The sequence below is a fragment of the Pirellulales bacterium genome (assembly GCA_033762255.1).
In the GTDB taxonomy this organism is placed as follows: Bacteria; Planctomycetota; Planctomycetia; order Pirellulales; family JALHPA01; genus JANRLT01.
This window is the reverse complement of the sequence record JANRLT010000065.1, coordinates 171917-198745: the sequence shown is the minus strand read 5'-3', so window position 1 is coordinate 198745 and position 26829 is coordinate 171917. Positions and strand designations below refer to the sequence as shown.

Sequence of the window (26829 nt, the reverse complement as noted above, 5' to 3'; positions counted from 1 at the left end):
TCCCACCTCTCCACTACGGACCACGGATGGCATCGGCGGCTTTGAGCGCATGGCGGCTAGCCAAAAGCCAATTCGGCGACGGAGTCGCCTCCTACATTTCTTCCCGCTTCCCACATCTCGTAACCCGTGTCTCTCCTCCCTTACCCATCCCCCTCTTGCCGGGCTTGGGCCAATATCGCCCGGATCTCCGCCAGACGGGCCGCGATTTCCCCCTCAAAGCCCCGCTCTGTCGGCTCGTAATAAATTTTCTCCACGCCCAGATAGTCCTGCGCGGCGACCCCCCGGCGGCATCATGGGCGTATTGGTACCCTTGCCCATGGCCCAGGCGTTTAGCGCCGGCGTAGTGTTTATCCCGCAGGTGGACGGGGACGGGGATAAGCGCTCCTTCGCGGACGTCGCGCTGGGCGGCGCCGATGGCCAGCGTGCAGGCGTTGCTTTTGGGGGCGGTGGCCAGGTAACAGACCGCCTGCGAGAGGGTAAGGGCGCACTCCGGCAGGCCGATAAACTCCGTGGCGTGCATGGCGGCCACGGCCAGCACCAGGGCTTGCGGATCGGCATTGCCGATATCCTCGCTGGCTAGGATGACCAGTCGCCGCGTCAAAAAGCGAACATCCTCTCCCCCTTCTAGCATTCGCGCTAGCCAATAGAGGCCGGCGTCGACATCGCTGCCGCGAATACTTTTGATGAGCGCGCTGGCGGCATCATAATGGCTATCGCCGGCGTCATAGACGATGGCCTTGCGCTGGACGCTTTCGACGGCTAGTTCGCGGGTAAACGTGAGCGGCCGCGCGGGACTGCTGAGAATGCCAACTTCCAACGCGCCCAGCGCGCGGCGGGCGTCCCCATCGCTCACTTCGGCCAGAAATGCCAGCGCATCCGGCGTTAATGAAATTTGCTCCCCGCCAAAACCGCGGTACGGATCGGCCAGCGCCGCCAGGATCACCTGTTGAATCTCTTCCCGGGTCAAAGGTTGAAATTGAAAGATGCGGCTGCGACTGACCAGCGCGCTGGTCAGGGCAAAGAACGGATTTTGCGTGGTGGCCCCAACCAGGGTAACATTCCCGCTTTCCACATCGGGTAACAAAGCGTCCTGCTGGGATTTATTAAAGCGGTGAATTTCATCGATGAATAGCAGCGTCTTGCGGCCATCGACTTCTAAACGGGTGCGGGCTTCTTCCAGGACTTCGCGCAGTTCCTTGACCCCGCTGGTGACGGCGTTTAACTGGCGAAACGCGCTGTGGGTGGCCTGCGCCAAAATGCTGGCCAGCGTGGTTTTGCCGGTCCCCGGCGGTCCATAAAAAATCACCGAGCCCAGCCGATCGGCATCAATCAATCGGCGGAGCAGTTTCCCTTCGCCCAGAAAGTGCCCTTGGCCGACAAACTCCGTCAGGGTGCGCGGACGCATGCGCGCGGCCAGGGGTTCGGCCTGGCGGCGGTTGGCTTCTTCGGCGGCTGCAAAGAGGGACATCGTGGAATGGCGTGAAAAGAGGCAGTCCCGCGAAAAGCGGACATTTTTATTCACAGGGATACGCTAGCAGCATTGTACGCGCGACCGTGGCGTGAAGAAACGAACAATTCACATCGGCACATGAATTTATCACTGGGCAAACCAGCCCGCAAAATGCCAGTCGCGGGCGTGGTTAAGCATACACGAGGCGCGGTTTCTCTTCCGGGCTATCTGTACTGACAGGGGTCGTCATGGCAAAATGAACTATTTGGACAACGCGCCCGGCAGGCGAGCGCGATTGTTATCACACGGAGGACATACGTCATGGCTTTTACCCCCCGCACGGATTCACAGCGCGCAGATAAGCCGCATTTGGGTAAAACCAGCGAGTTGCTCGACCGCCAGCCCCCCCGCAGCCACGAGGCCGAACGGGGCATCCTGGGGAGCATGCTGCTGTTGCCCGAAGTTTGCGACGATGTCTTTCCCCTGATCCACGCGGATGATTTTTATGATGACGCCCACCGCCGCATCTTTGTCCACCTGGACGAGATGCACAATTCCAACCGGCGGATTGATATCACGCTGTTGGTCGAGCGGCTCAAGGCAAAAAACGAACTGGAAATGGTCGGGGGGATGGCCTACCTGGCCAGTTTGGTCCGCGAGGTGCAAAACGCCGCGCACGCCACCGAGTATGCGTTGTTGGTGCGGGAAAAATCCACCCTACGGCAGTTAATCTTTGCCAGCACGGAAATCCTGCGCGACGCCTATGATAGCAACCAGGAACCCAAGCATTTGCTCAGCCAGGCCGAGCAAAAAATCTTTTCCATCTTGGAAAATCAAGGCCAGGGGGAAGTCTCTAGCATTTATGACATTCTGCATCAGGCCATGGATCGGATCGATGCCCGGATGCAGGGAACTCACGCCGCCAGCGGTATTCTCACCGGCTTTAAGGATTTGGACACACAAACGGGGGGGCTGCATAATTCCGAGCTGATCATCCTGGCCGCCCGCCCTTCGATGGGCAAGACCGCCCTGGCCATGAACATCGCCGAACATGTCGCGCTCAACGAAAATCAACCCGTGCTGTTTGTTAGCCTGGAAATGTCCTCGCTGGAATTGGGGGATCGCCTGCTCTGCTCCGCCGCGCGGGTCAATGGGCATCGCCTGCGCAATGGAACGATTAGCAAACAGGACCGTCAGCTTTTAATGGAGACCGCGGGCAAACTTGGTGAAAGCAAGTTGTTTGTGGATGATACCCCCAGCCGCACAATGACCGAAATCGCCGCCAACGCCCGCCGCCTGAAACGGCGCCACGGCCTGGGGTTGGTGGTGGTGGATTATTTGCAATTGATCGAGCCGGACAATCCGCGCGATCAACGCCAGGAACAAGTGGCCAAAATTGCCCGCCGACTAAAAATCATGGCCCGCGAACTAAAGGTCCCCGTTATTTGCCTGGCACAGCTTAACCGCCAGGCGGAAATGAGCCGCGATAACAAACCACGACTAGCCCATCTGCGCGAGTCGGGCGCCATTGAACAAGACGCCGACGTGGTGATGTTTGTCCACCGTGACGACTACTACGCCAGCAACGACCAGGAGCGGGCCGAGCTGGCGGGCAAGGCGGAATTAATCATTGCCAAACAACGCAACGGACCCGTGGGGGATGTCAAACTGGCCTGGTTGAAGGACTTTACCCGTTTTGAAAATTTGGCTTTTGAACGACACGAGGATTTTCAGGATTATGGCGGGGGATTTTAGATTGGGACAATTACAGTAGTGCGTACTATAGTCCGCGGAATAAAGTACAAAGACAATGGCACTAAAACGCGGATGACTCTAGTGAGGGCTGTGCCCGCAACACAAGGGATTGGATAACCATGGGGATGGGAGTCTGACGCAGTGAGAGCGCATTTGGCAGACGACCTTATTCGCGGCAGACTCCTGGCCCCCTTGTGCCAGACTCGTTGGTCCACAACTGCCCGGAAAGCGATATAACTGCGCAAAATATGGGACATTTGTAGGTTTATATGACAGGCATAGCTTAATAAAAAATCCGGCCCGGCCAACCTACAAAGCGACCGTCAGGCAAGGTGGTTGCGTAAAATAGAATAGGCCCCGAAAAAGAGAATTCCCCGGAGCGGTAAATTCCCCATTCACGGATAAAACGTATACCCCTGGGTGGTTGACCACCTGGGCGCAGTTCCCATGTCCACCACCCAGCTTTTGCCGACGCCTGGCCTGGCCCAACAGTCGCCCCGGATAGCCGCGCGGACGCTAGAAATTGGCCGTGAATTATTGGCCGCCGCCCAGCAGGCGCGCCCCCGCTGGTGGCAACGGACGTGGTGGGAAGAACGCTTTTTAACGGCGGCGCTGGCGGACGAAAAAGTCAAGGTTGAGGCCTTTCGCTTTGTCGATGTCCTTCCCATGCTGCGGGAAAATCGCCAAATATTGGCACAATTACGGGAACACTTTGCGGCTATCCGCGATCGGGTCCCCTGGTATGTCGGGGTTCCATTTTCATTATTCAGCGGCAATGTTCTGACGGGGATTCCCCTGGCCGCCGTGGTACGCTGGAATGTCCTCGCCCAGGCACGTAAATTTATCGCGGGGACGAATGTCGCGGAGGTACTGGCCACCGCTCGACGGGAACGCCAACTGGGGAGGGCGTTTACGCTGGATTTATTAGGCGAGGCCGTCACCAGCGACGCCGACGCGGATCGCTACCTCGCCTCTTATCTGGGCATGCTGGACCAACTGTCAAATAAAGTCCAGGCCTGGCCCGAGGCGTCGTTGCTGGACCAGGATAGCCACGGACCGATTCCCCGCGTGAATGTCAGCGTGAAGCTCTCGGCCCTGGATAGCCAGTTTGACCCGATCGATCCAGCGGGAACCACCCGTCGGGTCGCGGGACGACTGCGGGAACTGCTGCGTCTGGCCATGCAGCGCGGGGCGCATGTCCATTTAGACATGGAATCGTACCGGACCAAGGACCTGACCCTGGCGATTGCGAGGAACATTTTTGACGAGCCGGAATTTCGCGATTACCCGCATTTGGGTGTGGTCATCCAGTGCTATTTACGTTCCGCCGCGACGGACTTAGCGGAACTGGCCGATTGGGCCAAGCAGCGCGGCACGCCCATCTGGGTGCGGCTGGTCAAAGGGGCCTATTGGGACTACGAGACAATTCATGCCGGTTTGCAAGGATGGCCGGTGCCGGTGTGGACCCGCAAATGGGAGTCGGATTTGTGTTATGAACAACTCACGCGATACGCGCTGGCGCAGTTTCCGCATTTGCGTTTAGCCCTGGCTAGCCATAATGTCCGATCCCTGGCTCACGGCCTGGCCGTGGCGGAGGAATTGGGCATTCCCCGGCGTGATTATGAATTGCAAATGTTGTTTGGCATGGCCGACAGCCAAAAGCGGGCTTTGACCCAACGGGGGGAACGTCTGCGGATTTATATGCCCTTCGGCGAATTAATTCCCGGAATGGCCTATTTGGTTCGGCGGCTGCTGGAAAACACGTCCAATGATTCGTTCCTCAAGTCCGGTCTGGCCGCGGTTAAATCGCCAGAGGAATTGTTACGCGATCCGGCGGAATTTTTACATTTGTCCTCGACGCGGCACTCTTTAAATGCCGCAGGTGGTCGGTCGGAACCTGTGCAAGCCCCGCTTGTTCCGCAAGCCACTAACTCGGTTGACAGCACATGCCTTTCGGAGCCAGCCATGGAACTTTCTCCGTTTACCAATGAACCGTTGGCTGACTTTGCCCAGGTCGAAAATCGCCAACGGATGCAAGCGGCGATTGCCCAGGTAAGGGGGTGGCTGGGCCGGACATGGCCCGCGCGCGTGGCGGGGCGCGATTTACCGCTGACAGCGACCTTTTCGCGGGAAAATCCGTCCCTCCAGACCGAGGTCATCGGCCATGTGGCCAGTTGCACCGCGGAAGATGCACAACAGGCGGTGGCCGCCGCGCGGGCCGCGCAGCCCGCCTGGGATGCCCTAGGCTGGGAGGCCCGCGCTCAACTTTTGCATGCTATTGCCACCGAACTGCGGCGCAGACGCTGGGAATTGGCGGCATGGCAGGTTCTGGAATGCGGGAAGCCCTGGCGCGAGGCGGACGGCGACGTGTGCGAAGCTATCGACTTTTGTGAATACTACGCCCGCGGCGCGCTGCTCTTTTCCCGACCCAATAGCGTGGATCTGCCCGGTGAGGAAAATCGTCTTACGCATATACCCTTGGGCGTGGCGGCGGTCATTGCCCCGTGGAATTTTCCCTTGGCGATTCTCTGCGGAATGACTGTTGCCGCGCTGGTAACGGGGAACACCGTGGTGATGAAACCCGCCGAACAAGCCTCAATCGTCGCGGCGCAATTTCAATCCGTGCTGGAAGCGGCCGGCGTCCCGCCGGGGGTTGTCAATTTCTTACCTGGCGTCGGCGAGGTGGTCGGCCGCGCGCTGGTCGATCATCCCGATGTGCCGCTGATCGCGTTTACCGGCTCGCGCAAGGTGGGCCTGGCGATTCAAGCGCGGGGGGCGGAGCTGGCCACCTATGGCGGCCGGACCATCAAAAGGTTCATTGCCGAACTGGGGGGAAAAAACGCCATTATCGTCGATACCAGCGCCGATCTGGATGAAGCTGTCTTGGGCGTGCTGACCAGCGCGTTCGGCTTTGCCGGGCAAAAATGCTCCGCCTGTTCGCGAGTGATTGTCGTGGGGGATGCGTATCCGACTTTTGTAAAACGCCTGGTCGAAGGGGCGAGGAGTTTGACGGTAGGCCGCGCCGATCAACCAGGTACGATCATCGGACCGGTGATCGACGCCGCCGCGTTCCGACATATTCAGCAGTACATTCAACAGGGCCAAGAGGCCGGACTGACAGCGTATCAACCTAATATCGGTGAATTAGCAGAGCAAGGACATTTCATCGGTCCCTGGATCTTTAGTCATGTGCCTCCCGATAGTCGCCTAGCCCAAGAGGAGATCTTTGGGCCGGTTTTGGCGGTCATGCCCGCGGCGAATTTGACGGCGGCCCTGGCGATTGCCAACGACACGGACTACGCGCTCACGGGAGGGATCTATACCCGCAGCCCGGCGAATTTAGAGCGTGTCAAAGCGGAATTTCAGGTGGGAAACCTGTACATTAACCGGCCCATTACGGGTGCTTTGGTCCATCGGCAACCGTTTGGCGGATATCGCATGTCGGGGCTGGGAAGCAAGGCGGGGGGACCGGAATATCTGTACCACTTTGTCCTGCCGCGCACGATTACCGAAAACACGTTGCGACGAGGGTTTGCCCCGACGGAATAGGCTCTCAGCCCGCCGCGTCAGCAAGGGAATGAACACATCATATATTTCTCCCAGAGCCACTGCTGGAATATAGTGCGGCATGGAGAAGAATCTAGTCCGCAGATGACACTCACCTGACAGATTTACACTGATCAGAAATGACTTTCTGTTCCCGATTCGTGTCACTCAGTGCAAACCGGCTGATCTGCGTTCCACTGGATGAAAACACCAACTACACCGGCTTATTCGGATTGCGAATTTGATTCGCCGAGTTATTGAGCACGTCGTAACGGCGGGGAGCGCTATCCCGCGAACCGGTAGCGCCGGGTTTGGCCAAACCAGCCCGTTCCAGCAACGACTTTGCAAAGATGTGTTGCGGAGTCGTGTCCGCGTCTTCGGCGGGAGGAGGGCCAACGGCGCCAAGTTCGTAGGGGGAATACTTGACCTCGTAATTGTGCTTGGCCACGGCAATCGTGTCCCCCGGTTCGATCAGTTTCTCGTCCGTGGTAATACGCTTGCCGTTTACCTTGACGCCATTTTGGCTCCCCAAGTCCTTGATGTACCAGTAACCGCCGGTCAGCGTTAGCTGGCAGTGATGGGCCGACACATTCGGGAACCTCAGCACGATATCGCAACTCTCGCGACGTCCAACCAACAATTGTTGTTTGAGCAGGGGTATAGGGTCCCCACCACCCAACGGGTGTAATTCGCCTAACATGGTGCAACTCCACTGTTCCTAGAAACTCTGTTTTGCCTCAAATCCTCACGCAACACGTACCCCAGATGTGTCGGACAGCGGAAAGTAAAGTAAAATTATGGCATTTTGTGCCGAGCCGCAAACCCACACATTTTGAATTGTAATTCCTGACCGTCAAAGGTCAACGCGGCAGACCATCACACGCAGGGTGTGAAACCGACCTAAGTCAAAAACTGGAAATAACTTAGGTATCCGCAAGCAGAAATTGTTACATGGAAAGAACCTCATCGGTAAATCACGGACTCTTCCCCTGCGAGAGTCGATGATCCTACGTTATTCGCGGACTTTTGGATCATTTATTCCACCAGGGAAAAACTTTTTCTCCAGTAGAATGCTAGTAATTCTGCCGCGATGCCCTACTTTCCCGAATGTATCCCAGGGTAAAATAAACCACTCGCCTCTCCGCCACGACCTATTTATATTTTTGGTGCTGGCCATGCCGCCGTGGCAAAACCCTCTTTTACCCGTACTATCCGCGGCACCGAATTCTGGATCGGGGGTCAATGACTTGCTGCCCCGACTTCCGTGTTCTAACCACGTGAGTGTGCCTGGCGTATCCCCGCTCGTCCCGCATTACGACTGGCGGGGGGCGGGGCTACGTTTTTACCAGTACAACTATTATTTGCGGCAGCGGTTTGGCCAGCGCGTCCAAAAGGTCAGCCTGGACGCTAAATTCACCTGCCCTAATGTGGATGGCACGGTCGCCCGCGGGGGGTGCAATTTTTGCGATAATCGCAGCTTTAGCCCCAGTCGCCGCCAGCCAAAATTGTCCATCGCCGATCAACTGCAAGAAGGGATCCGGCGGCTGAAAATTCGCTACAAGGCGGATCGCTTTTTGGCGTACTTTCAGCCAGCCACCAATACCTACGCCCCGGTCGAGCGTCTGCGTCCGTTGTACGAGTCGGCTTTGACCGATCCGCGCGTGGTGGGGATGGCTATTGGAACGCGACCGGACTGCGTGCCGGATGACGTGCTGGATCTGTTAGCGGAATTTGCCGGGAAGATTTACCTGTCGGTGGAATACGGCATGCAAACCATGCACGACCGTTCGCTAACGTGGATGAATCGTGGGCAAAACCACGCCGCCATGATTGACGCCATGACGCGCAGCCAAGGGCGGGGATTTGAAATTTGTGCCCATATCATTCTGGGCATTCCCGGCGAGTCCCCGGCCGATATGCTGGCCACCGCGCGCGAAGCGGCGCGTCTGGGCGTGAACGCCGTGAAGCTACATAATTTGTATGTGGTAAAAAACACGGCTTTAGAAGAAGAATACCTGTCGGGTAAATTGAAGCTGCTTTCGCGGGAGGAGTATTTACGCACCGTGGTGGACGTGCTGGAGGCGCTTCCCCCCGGCTGTCTGGTCGAACGGATTAGCGGCGAAGCCCCGCCAGAGTATTTTTTAGGTCCCGCCTGGGCGTTGGATAAGCCCGCCCTGCGCGCGGCCTTGCAACAGGAATTTGAACGCCGCAACACTTGGCAGGGGGCAAAATATCAACCGTGTTAACCAATCTGGAAATCGCCGCCGCTTTTGACCAAACGGCGGACTTGCTGGAATTTCAAGCGGCTAATCCCTTTCGCGTACGGGCCTATCGCAACGCCGCGCGTTTGATCGAGGATTTGCTGGAACCATTGGCAAAAATTGCCTCCGATCCCGCCCGCAAACTGACCGACCTGGATGGCATCGGCGCCGACCTGGCCGAGAAAATCCAATCGCTGTTGGCCACCGGGGATATGCCGCTTTGGGCGGAACTGCGATCGCAAATTCCCCTGGGGGTATTGGAAATTTTGCGTATTCCCGGTTTGGGTCCCAAAAAAGCCGCGGCCCTGCATAAAGAACTAAAAATATCCTCCTTGGCGGATTTGCGCGCCGCGTGCCAACAACAAGCCGTGCGTAAGCTGAAGGGGTTTGGCGCAAAGACCGAAACAGCCATTCTGGCCGGGCTGGACTTTGTCCAATCCCCCGCCGCGCAGCGGCTTACCTGGGCAGAGGCGGACCGCATTGTCCAGGAATTACGCGCGTATTTATCCACCGCGCCGGGAATTCGACAACTAGAGTTTGCCGGCAGCTACCGCCGTGGCCAGGAGACCGTGGGGGATTTGGACATCTTGATCGATACAGCCGACGGGGGACCGCTGATGGATCATCTGGCGGCGTTTCCCGCGGTTGATCAGGTTTTGGCTCGGGGCGAAACAAAACTTTCAGTCCGACTGACGCAGGGGACGCAGGTTGATTTACGAGTCGTCAACGAATCCGCCTTTGGCGCGGCGTTGCAGTACTTTACCGGTTCTAAGCAGCATAATGTCACGCTGCGCGGCCTGGCCAAGGAACGGGGCCTACGTGTCAATGAATATGGCGTCTTTCAAGTAACCGCCGAGAGTGACGGACCGCATCATCTAACCGACGACACCCCGGAAACACCCTCCGCTGACCAACATAACCTAACGTATCTGGCGGGAAAAACCGAAGCCGACGTCTACGCCAGCCTGGGGCTTCCCTGGATACCGCCCGAGTTGCGTGAAAATCGCCGCGAGTTTACCTGGGCCAGCGAGGGAAAATTACCACCGCTAATCACACAAGCCGACCTGCGGGGGGATTTGCACATGCACACCACCGCCAGCGACGGCCAGCAGACCATTGCCGAAATGGCCGCCGCCGCGCGGGAGCGGGGGTTGGACTATATTTGCATTACCGACCATTCTAAACGTGTCAGCATGGCCAATGGCCTGGATGGCCCGCGCCTGTTAGCCCAATGGGCGGAAATTGACCGGATTAACGCCACCCAACCCGGGATATTAATCCTCAAAGGGGTGGAGGTGGACATTCTCGAAGCGGGGGGACTGGATATCGAGGATGAATTTTTGGCCCAGGCCGATTGGGTGGTGGCCAGCGTCCACTATGGTCAAAACCAACCGCGGGAACAAATCACCGCGCGCATCCTAGGGGCTTTGGCAAATCCCTGGATTTCCGCCATCGCGCATCCCACGGGGCGGCTGATTAATCGCCGCAAGCCCTACGAGGTTGATCTGGACGCGGTTTATCACGCCGCGGCAGAATACGGCAAGGCCCTGGAGCTAAACTCTAATCCGGCGCGATTGGACCTGGACGATGTGGCCTGCGCGGCGGCCAAAAGCCGCGGCATTCCCATCGTCATCTCTAGCGATGCGCATGTGATTAGCGGGCTGGATGTGCTGCGGTATGGCATCTTGCAAGCGCGCCGCGCGGGTCTGACTTCGGCCGATGTGCTCAACACCCGCCCCTGGTCCCAAGTCCAAAAAATGCTAAAGCGTCCACCCGGCAAATCCAAAGCCAAGCAACGCTAATCCCGCCGTTGATCTTGGGCATATTTTAGCATAGCGCGGGTGGCGGACTCCCATTCACCCGCCTTTGCGCGATTAGCTATTAATTCCATTGAATTGTGCTCCATGGCGGTAAGTTCTCCGCGCTGCAACGCGGTTTGCATGCGGAGTAGGGTCTTTTCCAGTAGTGCCGTACTTTGGGTATTGCAGGCCGTATACAGTTGTTTAATCAGGGTCATGCTTTCGGGACTGCTGGCGGGGGGGTAGATGCGCCGCTGGGACCACCAGACCGCCGCCGCGCATAAGATTGTCATCCCCAAACAGGCCATTAACACCCGCAACCGCCACGGGTCAGTCGTGGTTCTTTGTCTAGTATTCACCGGGGCGATCTCCCGCGGCGCAACTGCTCAGCGCCGCCCAGGTGGTCAAGTGGATATCCACGCCGATGAATCTGACATTGGCATCGCCAAACAGCACATTTCCCCCGTCCCAGGGGGAATACATTTGGCAGACATGGCAAGTGGGAAATCCCGGCGGATGCACGATCCCCGGCTCATCCGCCGCCGGACCACTGTGGCATAGCACATACGTTGCCGCGGCATCGCAGGTGGTAAACGGGTATAAGTTTGGATCAATCGGACAACTGGCCGTGCCTGGCACCACGCCCACCCAGGTCTTATCGCTGACAGTGGTGTGCTCCCCCACAAACACGGTTTTGCTGAGGCCGTCGGTGATCTGCGCGGCCCGAATTTTGGAATTGCGATACAGCGGACCGGTTGAAACCGGCGCCCAATCCGCTAACGGGGGATCATACCCCCAGGCTTCATCCTGGCCAGCGTTCCCCACGTAATGGGAGCGGCCAAACTGGGCCAATACTGCCCCGGATTCGGTGCGAATGGGAATAGTAGGCCCTTGATTAGGCGCGGCGGGATTGATAAAGACCGATAATTCTTTTTGGACTAAGGGGGCATTGCGCGGATGGTCGCATGCCAGCTTGAGGTCGAGCTGCTTGTATAAGGCTTCTTCCTCGAGATAAGGCAATAGTTGCGTCCCCCAAGCCCAGCCCGGGGGCGCATCCAATGTACCGCTATCTGTGCCGGGTCCTCCCGTTTCAGACAGATACCCTGCGGGAAACCGCTTGCGAGCGTCGTGGAAATTTTGCAGGGCGATTCCCTGTTGCCGTAAGTTGTTCACACTATGCAGGCGCAGCGCGGCAATTCGCGCTTGTTGCACCGCGGGCAATAAGAGTGAAATCAGAATTCCCATGATCGCCACCACCACTAGTAACTCCACTAGGGTAAAACCCCGCGCGCAATGCCGCACATAGGGGCGAGGAAAACATACTGACCGCAAAATCATGACACAACCCATTTTTAGAATCCAGAAAATAATAGTTTTGATTAATCAAAATAATAGATTCTAATGGCCAAATCAAGGGGTTAGAAAAAATTTTTTCAGCAGGTGGAGGAACCCCCGCTCCCCCCTCCCGGGCAAAAATCAGCCTAAGAGATGGGGCTATCGTCAAAAATAGAAGTGTGTCCCCCGGGAGCGTATGTGGGGGCCAAACGATGGATGCCCGTCATGAGCGCCCTAGAAAATGCGCAATCGTAGGCTTAACTGTCTCTCTCCCTTTTTGTCCGCAAGCCAAAAGGCGTGTGCCGGAAAATAGCAAAAAGATCCTGCATTTGCTTTCGCTTGATGGTTAGGGCCGGATCATAATTATCAAACGCACTAATTCCGCCAGCGAGCCCGCTTGCATCTTTTTCATGATGATCGCGCGGCGCATTTCCACGGTGCGCAGGCCCATATCCAGATCGACGGCGATGGCTTTGTTTGGGAGACCGGCCAGCAATTTTTCCAGGACTTGTTTTTCACCGGTGGAGAGGCTGTTAAAGTTAGCCTCAATTTCATTTTTCTGGGCTTGGATAGTGGCTAGATGTTGCTCTTGGTCCAGGGCGATTTGGATGTATCTCCATAATTCCTGATCGCCAGCCGGTTTTTCCAAAAAAGTGACCGCCCCATTGTACATGGCCCGCACCGCCATGGGGATATCGGCATAACCGGTGATCATAATAACCGGCAAGGTGGACCCCCGCTGTTTCAGTTCCTCCTGCAAGTCCAAACCGCTCATTTGGTTCATCCGGACATCCAGCACCAGACACCCGCGCATTTGTGGTTGGTAGTGGGCTAAAAAATCCTCCGCGCTGTTAAACGTTTGCACGGGTAGCCCATGGGACTGCGCGAGCGCTGCCACCGATTGGCGGGCCGCGGGGTCGTCATCCACCACATAAACCATTCGTTCCCGTGGATTTTCAAGTGCCATCGCCGACTCCAGTGCTGATAGGTGCATAATAATAAGCCTTATGTTCCACCGGGAACTCCATTTGAAATTTGAGCCCCCGGGGTTGGTTGGGTAGGGCAGTTAACTTGCCCCCATGCGCTTCGACAATTGATTTGCTAATGGACAATCCCAACCCGACTCCCTCGGGTTTGGTCGTGTAAAAGGGCTCGAAAATCCGTGCCATCCGTTCAGCGGAGACGCCGGGGCCGTTATCAGCCACTTCCAGGCCCACACTCTGGCCCTCATTTTTCCAGGTGCGGATGGAGATTTGCGGATTGTCAACGGCAACGGTCAATAAAGCATCCAAGGCATTTGTGACCAGGTTGATCAATACTTGCTGTAGCTGCAAAGGCTGTGCCAGGATTTGCGGCAAGTTTGGATCAAGATTGTATATTAACCGGATGGGAGCCTTGCGTAGCCGGACCTGGAGGAGATTGTGGCACTCCATGATCAGTTCGTTCAACTGGCAAATCTGGGGAGATTCGGGGCCGCGGCTGCCAAATCCGCTGACACGACGAATGATCTCGTTCATGCGGCGGATTTGCACGGAGACTTCGGTCATCCAGCCCAGCAACTCGGCGGAGGCGCGGCCCGTCTGGCGTAATTGGTTAAGGCTGGCTTCGGTGTAGTTGCTGGCGGCATACAGCGGCTGGTTAAGCTCATGCGCCAGTTCGGCCACTAGTTGGCCCATCGTGGCCAGCCGCGACAAATGCGATAGTTCCTCGAGCAAGGTGCGGGTCTGATCCTCCGCCTGTAGTTGGGGGGTGATATCGATCGCCATCCCCCCCAAAAATTCGTCGCCGTACGAATTTTTCAAAATGAACTTAACGGACCACCAATGCCGTAATTCGCCCGTGGCGATCGGCACGTCTTCCATGCCGGACCAGGGGGCGCGGCTATGCCAGATTTTTAAATCCTGCTCGCGCAGCCTGTTGGCGACTTCCGGGGGATAAATCTCCCGGTCATGTTGACCAATGATGGGCGGAGGGTTGGCAAAGAGCAATTCGCGAAAATTACGATTGACATAGACATAGTACCCTTCGCGATTCTTGATAAATGCCACGCACTGGCTGTTATCCATAAATTCGCGAAACCGCTGCTCACTATCGGCTAGCGCGATTTGGGCCTGCTTGCGATCGCTAATGTCGGCGGTGATACCCTGTAACCGCGACTGTCCCAGCGCATCGCTAACAAACCCTCCCCGCGACATCAACCACCGCGATTTTCCCTGGGCATTGCGCACGCGATATTCCACGGAATAAGGCTCGTGGCTGTTGAGGCAACGCAAAATTGTTTGGGAAAACTGTTCGTGGTCCTCCGGATGAATGTGTTCCAGCCAAATTTCCAAATCTCCCCGTGACAGCCGCTCGTAATCGCCGGCCTGAAAGCCCATCAACTCGGGCAAATTCCGGGAAAACTGCCCGCGGATGCCTCCTACTTCCCAACTCCAGGCCGCAACCCGACAAGCGGAAAACGCCTGCTCCCATAAGCCAGTTAATTCCCCCATACCGGCGGGGTGATTGTTCGACATGCTTATTTGGGAATGCAATACTCTTTGACATTGCAGGATAACGCCCCAAAAATCCTCGATCGTGGTTGCGCGTACCACTCCCGCGGCTCCCAGGGAATAATACCGCTCCACCTCCGACAAATTTGCCTGCGGGGCCACTACCACCCAGACTCGCTGCGAGTGATTTTCAAATAGCTCTTTCCAAAGGGGATCCGGGGTTTGCCCACCGGCGGCTTGCGCTACATCCTGATCCACCATGCAGATTTCCGGCGGGGGGGCAGAGTGAGCCCCCGTCCTCGAGTGGTATTCTTTGAGATCCGCAAAAGCCTGCCAGGTTCCTCCCCGTTCGCGCACCCGCGCCGCAATGGGACCTGCCACAGCGGGGACCGTGCCAAGCCAAACAATTTTTAGCTCCAGCTTCGGCAAGGAAGCAAGATTATGATTTTCCGCCACGTCAAGGAGTAACAGATTCCCGGACATATGAATCGGATGGGGAGTGCCCTGAAATAGTAGTTTTTGCGCATTACCGAAAAAGCAGTACCGATATTTTAGGTCTATTGGGTCCGTTTTTCAGTAAAAATTGCGACAACCCGCAAGTGATTCAAGCAAGACTGCGCACTTCCGCAACTGAAAACTACTTGTAACATGCCTGGAAAACCGACTCTTTGCTAGTAAAAACCCCCGAAAAACAAAAAAACGATATTTAATTGTTATCATAACCGGGGAAAAAGCGGATTTATCAATTTTTCGGGATACAATCATCGGCATTGAGGACAGTTAGCCCCCCCATTTCAACTAGAGCCTGGCATGGCTTTACTGCAAAATTTTTGGCACGGTAGCTGGGCCGCCTGGCAAATTGCCCGGGATTTGATCTTTCCGCCAGTCTGTTTAACCTGCCAGGTAGAGCTTTCCCCTCCCGTATCGCGGCTGATTTGCGAGCCTTGCGCGCGACGGTTAGTACCCACGGGAAAAGCGTCTTGTCCGCGGTGCGGCGCGTACTTAGAGGTGCCACTTTTCGACGGGGTGGACTGTCGCGATTGTCGGGATGCCAAGTTTGCCTTTGAACGCGTAGTGGCCCTAGGATCTTATGAGGGCTTGCTGCGCGACGCCATTTTACGCTGCAAGTCCGCCCACGAATTCCCCCTGGTGCATGCGCTGGGGCAACTTTTCGTGGATTCCCGCCGTGAGGAACTTCGCGCGATTCCCTATCAGGTGGTTGTGCCTATCCCCATGCACTGGTGGCGACGTTGGCGAAGGGGAATCAACGCCCCGGAACATTTGGCTCAGGCCCTGGCAGCCGTGGTTCAGGCACCCGTGGGCCACGGGTTGGTGCGCAAGCGTCCCACCAAACCCCAGGGGGAACTTTCGGCCCGACAGCGGCGATTGAATTTGCGCGGGGCGTTTGCCTTTGCCCGGGGAGTCAACTATGCCGGAGCCACGGTCTTGCTGGTGGATGATATTTTGACTAGCGGCAGTACCTGCCACCAAGCGGCCAAATTACTGCTGGCGGGAGGAGCGGCCCGGGTGGATGTGGCGGTGCTCGCGCGCGCGTTTTTTTCTCAAACCTAACACTGGCTTATTCGTGCTGGTCTTTGATGAGCCACGGATCGCCCGTGGCAGTTTGCCAGGCATGGACTTTTTGCCTCATTTCCCGCAACCGCGGCGCTTGACCGGGTTCACCCGCCAGATTGCGAGCCTCGTGGGGATCGGACTGCAAATCATACAACTCTTCCGCGGGCCGCTGCAAAAACTCCCCTAAACCGCGCTCCCCATACAATGACTTTTCCTCCCGCAATGCCGCTTGCCACGTGGGAGAGCCGTACAAGTCTTGCGCGGTGGGAAACGGCAGTTGGTGCGCCAGATTGCGAATGTACTTATATTGGCGGGTGCGCATGCCGCGCATTGGATAATACATGGTTACTTCGTGAAAGGTATGACTGCCATACCATTCATCCCAACCCACGGGTGCGGATTCTTCTAAAATTTTGAAAAACGACCGCCCCGCTAAATTTGGCGGTAGTTTGCGGCCTAGGTCGGCGACTTGGGCATACTCCAGAATTGTGGGTAGCAAGTCCACCCAAGACACCAGGGCGTTGTTGGTGCCGCCGGGCAATTTGTGTCCTGGTTGTCGGATAATAAGCGGCAAATGCGTGCCGGCGTCATAAAGGGTGGTCTTGGCCCCGGGCCAGGGCATGCCGTTATCACTGAGAAAGAGGATTAAGGTATCCTCCGCGTGTCCCGCGGCCGTAAGGGCATCCACGATCATGCCAAAGGCGGCGTCCATTCGGGAGATAGCGGCATAGTATTCGGCCAGATCCGCGCGCGTTTCCTGGCGATCGGGTAAAAAGCGCGGCACCATCAATTTTACGGGGTCAAATTTTCGGGGGATAACCTGATCATATTCGCGCTGGTTGGCAAAAGGACGATGCGGGTCGGTCGTGCAAACATAGGCCAAGAATGGTTTGCCCGCCGCGTTACTCATAACTTTCTTAAATCCGTTGGTTAATCCGACCGGGTCGTTATTTCCACCGGTCACGGGGTTGATCATGTTAAATCGCACCACCTCCGCCGGTTCGACATGAAACTTTCCCACCACTCCCGTGTAATAGCCAGTCTCGCGTAACAATGCCGGTAGTGTAGAGACTCCCTCCCGCAGGCGAAAATGATGCTCATTGTGCGCCAAGCCATACATGCCGTGCGTGTGGCTATGCTGACCGGTCAAAATGGTTGCGCGGCTGGGGCTGCAACTCGCGGTATTGCAAAAAGCGTGCGTAAAGCGGGTGCCACTTTGGGCAAAGGCATCGATGTGGGGCGTCACTGCCTGCTGATCACCATAACACCCCAACTGCAAACCCAGGTCGTCCGCGACAAAAAGTAAAATGTTGCGTGGGAGCGCGACCGGAGCCGGCCGCGGTTGTTCCCCGCTGGCCGCCACAGCTCCCCCCCCTGCTAGTAACCCTAATAAACTCCAACCGATCAAAAATAATTGCCAGTGGCGGGGATGCATTTGAATTTTAGGAATCATCAAAGAGGAAAGTACGGCAAAAGGGGTAGTTTTTGCTCTAAAAGCAAAAAAACGGGAATTATTGCCCAATAAGCTTATCAGTCATGGAGGGAGGGGGAAAATCCCGCTTAATGAGATTGGCAAATAAGGAATTAACGTGTTGTAAAGCTCTGTCAGTTAAAAGTTTAATCCATATTTTACAAAAATCCCGTCTCAAAAAACGAGACAAATTTGCAATTTGTTACCATACTAAATCACAGAATCTGAGCGTGGTCAGACCAGGGCTTGAGAAAATGGTGCCTCTCAATCTGCTGGCCCGCTCAGTTTTTTATTTTACACCTGTGTCCCCCTCCAAAGGGAGTTACCCAACCACCACTCATCGTTCTTTGTCACATCTTCCTAAAAGCTGATCTGGCTTTTACTTAGAATAATTGATACTCCACGGTACGTTAAAAACTATTTCTCATATCGATCTACATGCGGAACATTTCGAGCCAGTCCTAGCGGTGGCCAGCAGAGGGGTTAAAATAAGGGGTCTTTAACATGCTAGCGATTGCCGTGACAATCCTTGCGGCTTTCCGCGATGGCTATCCCGGCTGGCTCATCCGTCAGGAGGACCGATGTCTGCTCCCTTTGTGCATCTGCATTGCCATAGCCATTATTCCCTTTTGGATGGGGCCAGCCCGATACCCAAACTGGTCAAGCGCGCCAAATCACTGGGCATGAACGCGCTGGCGCTTACGGATCATGGTAATTTGCACGGCGCGCTGGAATTTTACAACACCTGCCGCAAAGAGGGGATCAACCCCATCCTGGGGTACGAGGCGTACATCTCGCCAGGCAGTCGTTTTCAAAAAGACGCCGGCACGCTTAAGGAAGCCAGTTACCACCTGACGCTACTAGCGCAAAATCGGGTTGGTTTTAAAAATCTAATCAAAATGGCCAGCGCGGCTTACTTGGAGGGTTTTTACTTTAAGCCGCGGATCGATAAGGAACTGTTGGCCGCGCATAGCGAGGGGATCATTTGCCTCAGTGGCTGCGTTTCGAGCGAGTTTAGCAAATTGGTCATGCGCGGCGGCCAGCCCAGCCAGCAGGATTATACCGAAGCGCAGGCCGTGGCGGCTTGGTTTCAAAAATTATTTGGCGAGCGCTATTTTGTGGAGATTCAAAATAACGGCTTGGATATTCAACGGATGCAAATGGAAGGGGCGGTGGAGGTCGCGCGGCGAATGGGTTTGCCGCTGGTGGCGACCAGCGACGCCCATTATGTGAACCAGGAGGACGCGGTCGCGCAGGATGTGCTGCTCTGTATCAACACGGGCAAATTTCGGACGGACACCAACCGCATGCGGATGGAGGGGGACCAGTTTTATTTGCGCGGGCCAGCGGAAATGTACGCGCATTTTCCCGGTTTGGAAGAGGCGGTCAAACAGTCGCAGTTGATTGCGGACACGGTGCAGATCGATCTAGAGTTGGGAAAGCGGCATTTTCCCGTTTACACCCCGCCGGACGAAAAAACCCCCGGCGAATTTCTGCGCGCGCTATGCGAACAAGGGTGCCGCGAGCGGTATGCCGACCACCCCCACCGCTGGGAAGGGGAAAAGGCCCCCGGCGTGGACCACGCCAATCCCGCTTATCAACTGAGCGCCGAGGTGCGCGACCGGCTGGACCGCGAACTCGATGTCATCGAAAAGCTGGGCTTCCCCAACTATTTTTTGATCGTCTGGGATTTTGTGAATTACGCCCGACAACAGGGCATTCCCGCCACGGCGCGCGGTTCCGGCGTGGGGGCGATTGTTTCTTATTCGCTGTACCTCAGCCATGTCTGTCCCTTGGAATATGACCTGCTCTTTGAGCGGTTTTTGGATCTTAACCGCAAGGAAGCGCCCGATATCGACATCGACTTTTGCCAGGATCGGCGGCAATTGGTCATCGATTATGTAAAGTCCAAATACGGCTCGGCCAATGTGGCGCAGATCGGCACGTTTGGCACGCTGGCCGCGCGGGCGGCCATTCGCGATGTCGGACGGGCGCTGGGCATGCCGATTCCCGAAGTTGATAAAATCGTGGCGATGGTCCCCGAGGAACTGGGGATCGAACTAGGCGAAGCCCTGACCAAAAGCGCCGACCTGCGCGCTGCCTACGAACGCGACCCCCAAATCCACGAACTGCTGGACCTGGCGCAAAAAATCGAGGGGCTGGCCCGCAATGTCGGCACCCACGCGGCGGCGGTGGTCATTGCCGACCGGCCCCTGGACGAGTATGTGCCGCTGTGCCGGGTCAAGGACAAGGCCGAAGTCATCACGCAATGGTCGATGGGGGATGTGGAGACGGCGGGGCTGTTGAAGATGGATTTTTTGGGTTTGCGAAATTTGACGATCCTGAGCCGCGCGGTGGAGTTGATCGAGCAGACGACGGGGAAAAAAATTGATCCGCATAAGTTCCCCTTGGACGACAAGCAAACATTCGCGCTGTTATGTCGCGGCGAGACCAAGGGGATTTTTCAGTTGGAAAGCGGGGGGATTCGCGATTTATTGCAAAAGATGAAGCCGGACCACTTTCGCGATATTATCGCGACCAACGCCCTGTATCGGCCTGGACCGCTGGAAGGGGGAATGGTGGAGGATTATGTCAAGGTCAAGCATGGCCAGCAGAAAGCTGAATACATTCATCCCATATGCGAAAAGATCCTCAGCGAGACGCACGGCGTCATGGTGTACCAGGAACAGGTCATGCGAATCCTGAATGAATTAGGGGGAATCGAACTGGCCGCCGCTTACACCTGCATCAAGGCCATCAGCAAGAAGAAAGAAGACACCATCGCCAAAAACCGCGAGCAATTTGTCGCGGGCGCGCAGGCCAACGGCGTTTCCAAGGCGCAGGCGCAAGACTTTTGGAATTTGATTATCAAATTTGCCGGCTACGGCTTTAACAAATCGCACAGCACGGCCTACGCGCTGATCGCCTACATGACGGCGTATCTCAAGGCGCATTACCCGATCGAATTCATGGCCGCGCTGTTGTGCGGCGATATCAGCAGCCGCAATTTCAAGACCAAGGACAAACTGGTCGAGCACCTGGAAGACTGCCGCCGCCTGAATGTCACGGTTTTGCCCCCGAATGTGAACACCAGCAATGTGGAGTTTGGCGTGTTGGGGGGGCAAATTACCTTTGGCCTGTCGGCCATCAAGGGGTGCGGCGGCCAGGCCAGCGAGGCCATCGTGGCCGAGCGCCACAAGCGCGGCCCCTTTAAGGATCTGTTTGACTTTTGTGAACGGGTCGATCCCGGCGCGTGCAGTCGCGCCACGCTCGAGGCCCTGATCAAAGCGGGCGCCTTTGACAGCCTGGGAGCGCGCCGCTCGCAATATATGGCCGTCCTGGACCGCGCCATCCAGACCGGCGCCGCCGCCGCCGCCGACCGCAAAGTGGGCCAACTGGGCCTGTTTGGCGATGATCCTGACGAAGGCCCAGCCGCACAACCGCTCCATTTGCCGGATTTGCCCGAATGGGACGATAAACAACGCCTCATGTGCGAAAAAGAAGTGTTGGGCTTTTATCTCAGCAGCCATCCGCTTGCCGCCTACGCCGAAACTTTAAGCGCTTACTGCAGCCACACCACCGCGGCCATCCCCCAACTGGAAAGTCGGACCGAGGTGTTGTTGGGGGGGATGCTCGGTTCGATCAAGTTTTCTCAGACGAAAAACCCCCGCGCCGGCGAAACCAATACGAAATACGCCATGTTTGATCTGGAGGATGTCGATGGCCTGGTGCGCTGTATTTTGTGGCCTAGCGAGTTTGTCAACTTTGGGCACATGGTGCAGCCGGAGGCGATTTTGGCGGTGCGGGGCAGTCTGGAACGCCGGGTCGGTAGCGACGAGGCGAATATCATTGTCAATGAACTAATACCGCTCGACGAACTGGCCACGCGTATGACGCGCGGCGTGCGGATAAGACTCTTGGAAGACCAGCATGGCCCAAAAAAGCTGCAATCGCTGTACGAGATATTGCGCGGATATCCCGGGACCAGCGAAGTGGAACTCTCCCTCTGGCTAGCAGATGGCGCGCGGGTCCACCTGCGCAGCGAGCAGGTGCGCATTTTATGGAACAACGAACTCAAACAACGCCTCGAAGACCTGCTCGGTCCGGGAAACTACCGCCTCTTGGCCAGCCAGCCCAAGAGCCAACCCGCCCCCTCCCGCAATGGCAGGAATGGAAATGGGTATGGAAACGGCCAGCCACGAGGTGCCGGGGGCTATGGGCGGAGATAAATTGGGGCTTTATTAAATCATTTGATGACCATTTCTTATTTCACCCCCACCACCCAGATCTGATTCCAGATTTTTCCCCCCGCGTCCCGCACCGGTTGCACATAAGCGATTTGATCTCCTCGGGGTGAAAACACGCACGCGAGCGGACGGGCCGCCAGTTCTGCCGGTTCCGTCAGAAAACGCGTTTTTCCCGTCGCCACCTCTGTCACACAGACCCGCCCCGCCAGGACGTGGGCGATGAGTCGGCCATCGGGGCTCCAGGTAAACGCCGATCCAATATCCGCCGCGTTGTGCGTGACCTGGCGTGGCGGCCCCCCCAACGGACTGACTGTCCAGAGTTGCACCACCCCGGCCGCATCCCGCCGCAAAAAGGCGATTTGCGCGCCGTCGGGCGAACTTTGCAGCCAATGCCGCGGGCCGGCAATTCCAGGATACGGCTCTGACGCCGTCAATGTCAGTCGCCGCTGCGCGCAGACTAGGCCACTCGGACCCCGGGGGGGAGCGGGTCGGGTGGTCGGTGCGCCGCAAACCCGCGCATGCTCGCTTTCCAGCTGCGCGCACTCCAGCAAGTGTGCGGGCAAATCGACGATAAACACTTCCCAACAAGGTTGGCCAGTCGAGTCAAGAACGCGCCCCTGAAAGGCTAACGCCCGCTCTTGCTGCGTGCCATCCAGGCGAATGTACCCATTCGTCCCCACCCAGGCTTCCTCACAGGCACGATCAATCTGGTCGCTGCCTGGCAACGGCTGATCGTGCGTTTCGGTCACAATCACACAAAAATGGCTGCCAGCGTGGTTGCGGGGATGGTTGTGATTCACCGCAATCCCCGGTGAATATGGTAAGGCCACGCCCAGCTGTCGGTGATTGGCTTGCGCTGGGATGTTAGGGTGACAATGAGCTTGCCGGGCCAACAGGTGATCTTCATAAGTAAAAGAGAGCCATTCGCCAGCGCCATCCCAGACATGGACATGGCTTCCACCGCGTAACGCTCCAGGCACAAAGGGGGGCGCCACATTGCAGGCATCCAGGGTGACCGCGACGCGTGGCTGGTCCGACTTTACGATGACTCCCCGTCGTTGCCAGGGGGCATAACTCCAATCGGGGGTGGGGTTTTCCGGCCCATGAATAAAGACGACCTGGTCCAGCCGGGGATGATAGGTGGCCACGCCGACATGCGCGCCACGTCCACTTTCGTAAAGGATCTCAATTTTTCCGGTGGCGACCTCAACCCGTTCAATGCGGTTACCATCAAAGGCCGCCCCCAATTGGTCGCCGCGCACATCATAGACGATCCAGCGTCCGTCCGGCGACCAGACGCGGCAGTTGGTCAGGATGTGACCATACGGGGCATGGGTGAGCTGGCGGGGTGTGGAAAATTTTTCGCTGGACATGGCTGCAAAATAGACCCCCATCCCCTACATTGGCAAGGGAGGTTTTTTGTCTCGATCCCCCCCATCAGGATTATTTATCATGCGTCCACTCGCGCGAAATGTTTGGTTATTGGGCTTGGTCGGAATTCTTTTACAATGCGCGGCGGTCCCGGCCGCCGATAATGCCCCCGCTGCCCATCCGGGTTACAAAATCCTGGGCTGCGACAATGGCAAAGTGACCATCCTGAGCGCCGCGGGAAAAGTCCTGTGGCAGGCGGATTGTCCGCTGACCGCGCATGATTTGCAGTTATTGCCGGGGGGCAATATTTTAATGCCGATCAGCGACACGACGATTGTGGAACTTACACCGGAAAAGAAAGTTGTCTGGAAGTATGAGTCGCGGCCACGGGCCGGGTATGAGGGCAAAATCGAGGTGCATGCGTTTCAACGATTGGCCGACGGCCGCACGATGATCGCCGAGAGCGGCAATGCGCGGATCATCGAAGTCGACGCCGACGGTAAAATCACGCACGAGGTTCCGCTGACGGTGGACCGTCCCGACGCGCATCGCGACACGCGGTTGGTCCGCAAATTGGAAAATGGCAACTACCTGGTCTGCCACGAAGGGGACGGCAAAGTGCGCGAATATGACCCGACGGGTAAGGTGGTGTGGAGCTACACGCTGGAACTGGGGGACCGCCAGCCCGCCGGAGGGCATGGACCGGAAGGATACGGCAACGCGCTGTATAGCGCGGTGCGGCTGGAAAATGGCAATACCCTGATCGGCGGGGGGAACAGCCATCGCGTGCTGGAGGTCGATCCGCAGGGAAAAATTGTCTGGAGCATCGAGCAAAACGACCTGCCGGGCATTACCCTAGCCTGGGTGACCGCGGTGCAACAACTGCCGAATGGAAATGTGATCATTAGCAACTGCCACGCCGGACCGGATCAACCGCAATTAATCGAAGTCAACCGCGACAAGGAGGTCGTGTGGCAGTTTCGGGATTTTCAGAATTTTGGCAATAGTCTGGCCATCGCCTGGATTTTGGATGTGGAAGGGGTGCGGCGATAAAAAACCCGGCAAGCATGCGCTGCTCCCCCACCACGAAAAGGGAAACATCGATTAGTGCGGCGGTCTGTAATTAAATGTTGCCTTCCTGGCGGCGACGGAGGGGTTCCTCGCTCACGGGGTATTGATATTGGGCCAAAGAAACAAATTGCCCGGACGTCGCGTCAAAGGCAAACACCTCGCCGGTTTCGATCTTATAAACCCAACCATGCAAGTGCAGGTCGCCGCGGACCAGGCGGGACGCCACGGAAGGGAGCGTGCGCAGGTTTTCCAGTTGCACCAGGACGTTTTCCTCGATCGTGGCGGTGAGCAGTTTCTCCCCGTCCAAGTGGCCGTAATTATCCTGCACAATGCGGCGGGTCGTGGCGGCGTGTTCCAACCAACTGGCGACCGCGGGCAGGGTGGAGACATTTTCGGGCCGCAACAAGCCTTGCATGGCACCGCAGTGCGAATGCCCGCAAATAATGATGTCTTTGACCCCCAATCCCGCAACGGCAAATTCAATCGTCGCCGCTTCGCCGCCGTTGGCCGCGCCATGCGGGGGAACGATATTGCCGGCGTTGCGCAGGATAAACAATTCCCCGGGACGCGATCGGGTCAGTAAATTGGGGTCGATGCGCGAATCCGAGCATGTAATAAACAGTGTCTCGGGATTTTGCCCCCGGGATAACTGCTCAAACAACCCTTGCAACGGGCGAAAGTTTTCTTGTTGAAACCGGTGAATCCCCTCAAGAAGTTTCTGCATGGTGATGCTAAAAAAAGAGAACGAAAGTAATCCGCCTGACCATTTAATCGTGCAGTTTATGCCGGACAATTTCCCCTTCGACCATGTAAATGACGTCTTCCGCCACGTTGGTGGCCATGTCGGCGATTCGTTCGAGGTGTTTGGATACCGAGTTGAGCTTTAACAGGCTTTCCACTTGCGCGGGAGAATTGCGAATTTCACGCATGATCACATCGCGGATGACTTCCCGGTGGCGATCGACTTCGTCGTCTTCGGCGCGGACTTGCCGCGCGAGCGCCGGGCTACCGTTGACCAGCGAATCGAGCGATAATTTAACCATGGCCTGGACCTTGGTCGCCATTTCCCGCAGGTTAATGCGCAAATCCTGCGGGTCGCGCTTGGCCAAATAACTGGCCCGTTTGGCGATATTTTTGGCCAGGTCGCCGATCCGTTCCAAGTCGTTATTGATTTTAAGGATCGCCACCACAAAACGCAAGTCGGCGGCCACCGGCTGATACAGGGCCAAAATTTTTAGGCAGTCCTCTTCCACTTCAACTTCCATTTGGTCGATGATCTGGTCCTCGTTGATCACTTTTTGAGCCAAGTTGGCGTCCCGGTTAACCAGCGCGGCGATGGCGTTGGCAATGGCCTCTTCGACCAATCCCCCTTCGTTTAGGATTTTTTGCTTTAACAGTTGTATTTGGCGTTCGGTATGCTTCATGACAATGATTCCCGGCAATCTCCCTCAATTTTATAACAATAAAAAATTATCGTCCACGCGGCAATTTGTTTACCAACACTCGGCCAGCCCCGGTTGTTAACATCTTTTACATCCCCTCAGGCAAATGGCGTGCCAGGATTATCCGAATCGCCCTGTCACGTAATCCTCCGTCTCCTTTAGCAGTGGTTTGGTAAAAATGTCGGTCGTGGGGCCGTACTCGATCAAGCGGCCCAGGTACATAAACGCCGTATAATCGCTGCTGCGGCTAGCCTGTTGCATGTTGTGCGTGACCATTAGCACCGAATACGATCCCTGCAATTCGCTAATCAAATCTTCGATTTTGCCGGTGGCAATGGGGTCGAGCGCCGAGCAAGGCTCGTCCAAGAGCAGCACCTCCGGCTCGGCGGCAATCGCGCGGGCAATGCACAACCGCTGCTGTTGCCCGCCCGACAGGCCCAGGCCGCTTTCGTGCAGGCGGTCCTTTACCTCGTCCCACAGGGCGGCGCCGCGCAGGCTCCGTTCGCAAACCTCGTCCAGGACGCCCCGATTGCGCTCCCCATCAATTCGCAGCGAATAGATCACGTTTTCATAAATGCTCATGGGAAAGGGATTGGGCTTTTGAAAGACCATACCCATTCGCTTGCGCAGGTCGATGACGTTGGTGGCGGTGTGGTAGATCGAATCGCCGTTCAGCCGCATGTCGCCGTCGATCTTGACATTGGTTAGCAGATCATTCAGGCGATTCACGGATCGCAGTAACGTGGATTTGCCACAGCCCGAAGGCCCCACCAGCGCCGTCACTTTATTTTTGGGGATGGCCATGCTGATCCCATGCAGGGCTTTCTTTGACCCATACCATAACTGAAAATTATCAATCTCCAGCACCGGCTGCTCCTTGGCCACCTGGGCGTGCGTTTCGGTGGGAATCACTTCCCCCCGGGTGACACGGGTAAGCCGGTTTTCGGTGATAACAGCCTCGGCCATGATTGATCGCGCTTGAAAGAAAACAGGAAATGATTAAAAGACCGATAA

The 26829-nt window shown here is 56.6% G+C and carries 18 protein-coding genes; 7 read left to right on the top strand and 11 right to left on the bottom strand.

Features of this window, described 5'->3' with window-relative positions:
* Window positions 1-91: 91 nt before the first annotated feature.
* Window positions 92-1468: a replication-associated recombination protein A gene (locus SFX18_18170; GenBank protein ID MDX1965078.1), complete on the bottom strand. Its 1377-nt coding sequence runs from the start codon at window positions 1466-1468 to the stop codon at window positions 92-94.
* A 303-nt stretch (window positions 1469-1771) separates the two neighbouring features.
* On the opposite strand from SFX18_18170, the gene dnaB reads away from it, so the two are divergent.
* On the top strand, window positions 1772-3205 hold the full coding sequence (dnaB, locus tag SFX18_18165; protein ID MDX1965077.1) for a replicative DNA helicase: 1434 nt from the start codon (window positions 1772-1774) through the stop codon (window positions 3203-3205).
* Between the two features lie 447 nt (window positions 3206-3652).
* Window positions 3653-6754, top strand: a complete 3102-nt coding sequence (locus SFX18_18160; GenBank protein MDX1965076.1) for a proline dehydrogenase family protein — start codon at window positions 3653-3655, stop codon at window positions 6752-6754.
* 211 nt (window positions 6755-6965) lie between these two features.
* On the opposite strand, the gene SFX18_18155 is transcribed toward SFX18_18160, so the two are convergent.
* Complete coding sequence (locus SFX18_18155; protein MDX1965075.1) at window positions 6966-7451, bottom strand: FHA domain-containing protein; 486 nt, start codon at window positions 7449-7451, stop codon at window positions 6966-6968.
* A 583-nt stretch (window positions 7452-8034) separates the two neighbouring features.
* Between SFX18_18155 and SFX18_18150 the strand changes: the two genes are divergently transcribed.
* Window positions 8035-8997 (top strand): TIGR01212 family radical SAM protein, encoded by a 963-nt coding sequence (locus tag SFX18_18150; protein ID MDX1965074.1) that lies wholly within the window; start codon window positions 8035-8037, stop codon window positions 8995-8997.
* Window positions 8991-10814 (top strand): helix-hairpin-helix domain-containing protein, encoded by a 1824-nt coding sequence (locus tag SFX18_18145; GenBank protein MDX1965073.1) that lies wholly within the window; start codon window positions 8991-8993, stop codon window positions 10812-10814. The genes SFX18_18150 and SFX18_18145 overlap by 7 nt, the downstream gene beginning before the upstream one ends.
* Here the strand turns inward: SFX18_18145 and SFX18_18140 are convergent.
* The 4 genes from SFX18_18140 to SFX18_18125 form a co-directional block, all read right to left on the bottom strand.
* Window positions 10811-11170 (bottom strand): hypothetical protein, encoded by a 360-nt coding sequence (locus SFX18_18140; GenBank protein ID MDX1965072.1) that lies wholly within the window; start codon window positions 11168-11170, stop codon window positions 10811-10813. The genes SFX18_18145 and SFX18_18140 overlap by 4 nt on opposite strands.
* Window positions 11160-12149 (bottom strand): DUF1559 domain-containing protein, encoded by a 990-nt coding sequence (locus SFX18_18135; protein MDX1965071.1) that lies wholly within the window; start codon window positions 12147-12149, stop codon window positions 11160-11162. The genes SFX18_18140 and SFX18_18135 overlap by 11 nt, the downstream gene beginning before the upstream one ends.
* A 343-nt stretch (window positions 12150-12492) precedes the next feature.
* Window positions 12493-13113: a response regulator gene (locus SFX18_18130; GenBank protein MDX1965070.1), complete on the bottom strand. Its 621-nt coding sequence runs from the start codon at window positions 13111-13113 to the stop codon at window positions 12493-12495.
* Window positions 13103-15121 carry an ATP-binding protein gene (locus tag SFX18_18125; GenBank protein ID MDX1965069.1) on the bottom strand — a complete coding sequence of 673 codons (2019 nt, stop codon included), beginning with the start codon at window positions 15119-15121 and terminating at the stop codon, window positions 13103-13105. Before SFX18_18125 ends, SFX18_18130 begins: the two co-directional genes overlap by 11 nt.
* A 327-nt stretch (window positions 15122-15448) precedes the next feature.
* Here SFX18_18125 and SFX18_18120 point away from each other — a divergent pair, with 327 nt between their 5' ends.
* Complete coding sequence (locus SFX18_18120) at window positions 15449-16210, top strand: ComF family protein (GenBank protein MDX1965068.1); 762 nt, start codon at window positions 15449-15451, stop codon at window positions 16208-16210.
* A 7-nt stretch (window positions 16211-16217) separates the two neighbouring features.
* Here SFX18_18120 and SFX18_18115 read toward each other — a convergent pair whose 3' ends face one another.
* A complete protein-coding gene (locus tag SFX18_18115) occupies window positions 16218-17666 on the bottom strand; it encodes a sulfatase (GenBank protein MDX1965067.1) in 1449 nt (482 codons plus the stop codon).
* Between the two features lie 599 nt (window positions 17667-18265).
* On the opposite strand from SFX18_18115, the gene dnaE reads away from it, so the two are divergent.
* The gene (gene dnaE, locus SFX18_18110) at window positions 18266-21913 is read left to right on the top strand and encodes a DNA polymerase III subunit alpha (protein ID MDX1965066.1); all 3648 of its coding nucleotides are present in this window, start codon (window positions 18266-18268) and stop codon (window positions 21911-21913) included.
* 35 nt (window positions 21914-21948) lie between these two features.
* On the opposite strand, the gene SFX18_18105 is transcribed toward dnaE, so the two are convergent.
* Window positions 21949-23304, bottom strand: a complete 1356-nt coding sequence (locus tag SFX18_18105) for a DUF3748 domain-containing protein (protein MDX1965065.1) — start codon at window positions 23302-23304, stop codon at window positions 21949-21951.
* A gap of 79 nt (window positions 23305-23383) precedes the next feature.
* Here SFX18_18105 and SFX18_18100 point away from each other — a divergent pair, with 79 nt between their 5' ends.
* The gene (locus SFX18_18100; protein MDX1965064.1) at window positions 23384-24355 is read left to right on the top strand and encodes a PQQ-binding-like beta-propeller repeat protein; all 972 of its coding nucleotides are present in this window, start codon (window positions 23384-23386) and stop codon (window positions 24353-24355) included.
* A gap of 70 nt (window positions 24356-24425) precedes the next feature.
* On the opposite strand, the gene SFX18_18095 is transcribed toward SFX18_18100, so the two are convergent.
* From SFX18_18095 to pstB, 3 genes are all read right to left on the bottom strand, one after another.
* On the bottom strand, window positions 24426-25097 hold the full coding sequence (locus tag SFX18_18095) for a carbonic anhydrase (GenBank protein ID MDX1965063.1): 672 nt from the start codon (window positions 25095-25097) through the stop codon (window positions 24426-24428).
* A 43-nt stretch (window positions 25098-25140) separates the two neighbouring features.
* Complete coding sequence (gene phoU, locus SFX18_18090) at window positions 25141-25797, bottom strand: phosphate signaling complex protein PhoU (protein MDX1965062.1); 657 nt, start codon at window positions 25795-25797, stop codon at window positions 25141-25143.
* A gap of 138 nt (window positions 25798-25935) precedes the next feature.
* Window positions 25936-26781: a phosphate ABC transporter ATP-binding protein PstB gene (gene pstB / locus SFX18_18085; GenBank protein ID MDX1965061.1), complete on the bottom strand. Its 846-nt coding sequence runs from the start codon at window positions 26779-26781 to the stop codon at window positions 25936-25938.
* Window positions 26782-26829 lie beyond the last annotated feature (48 nt).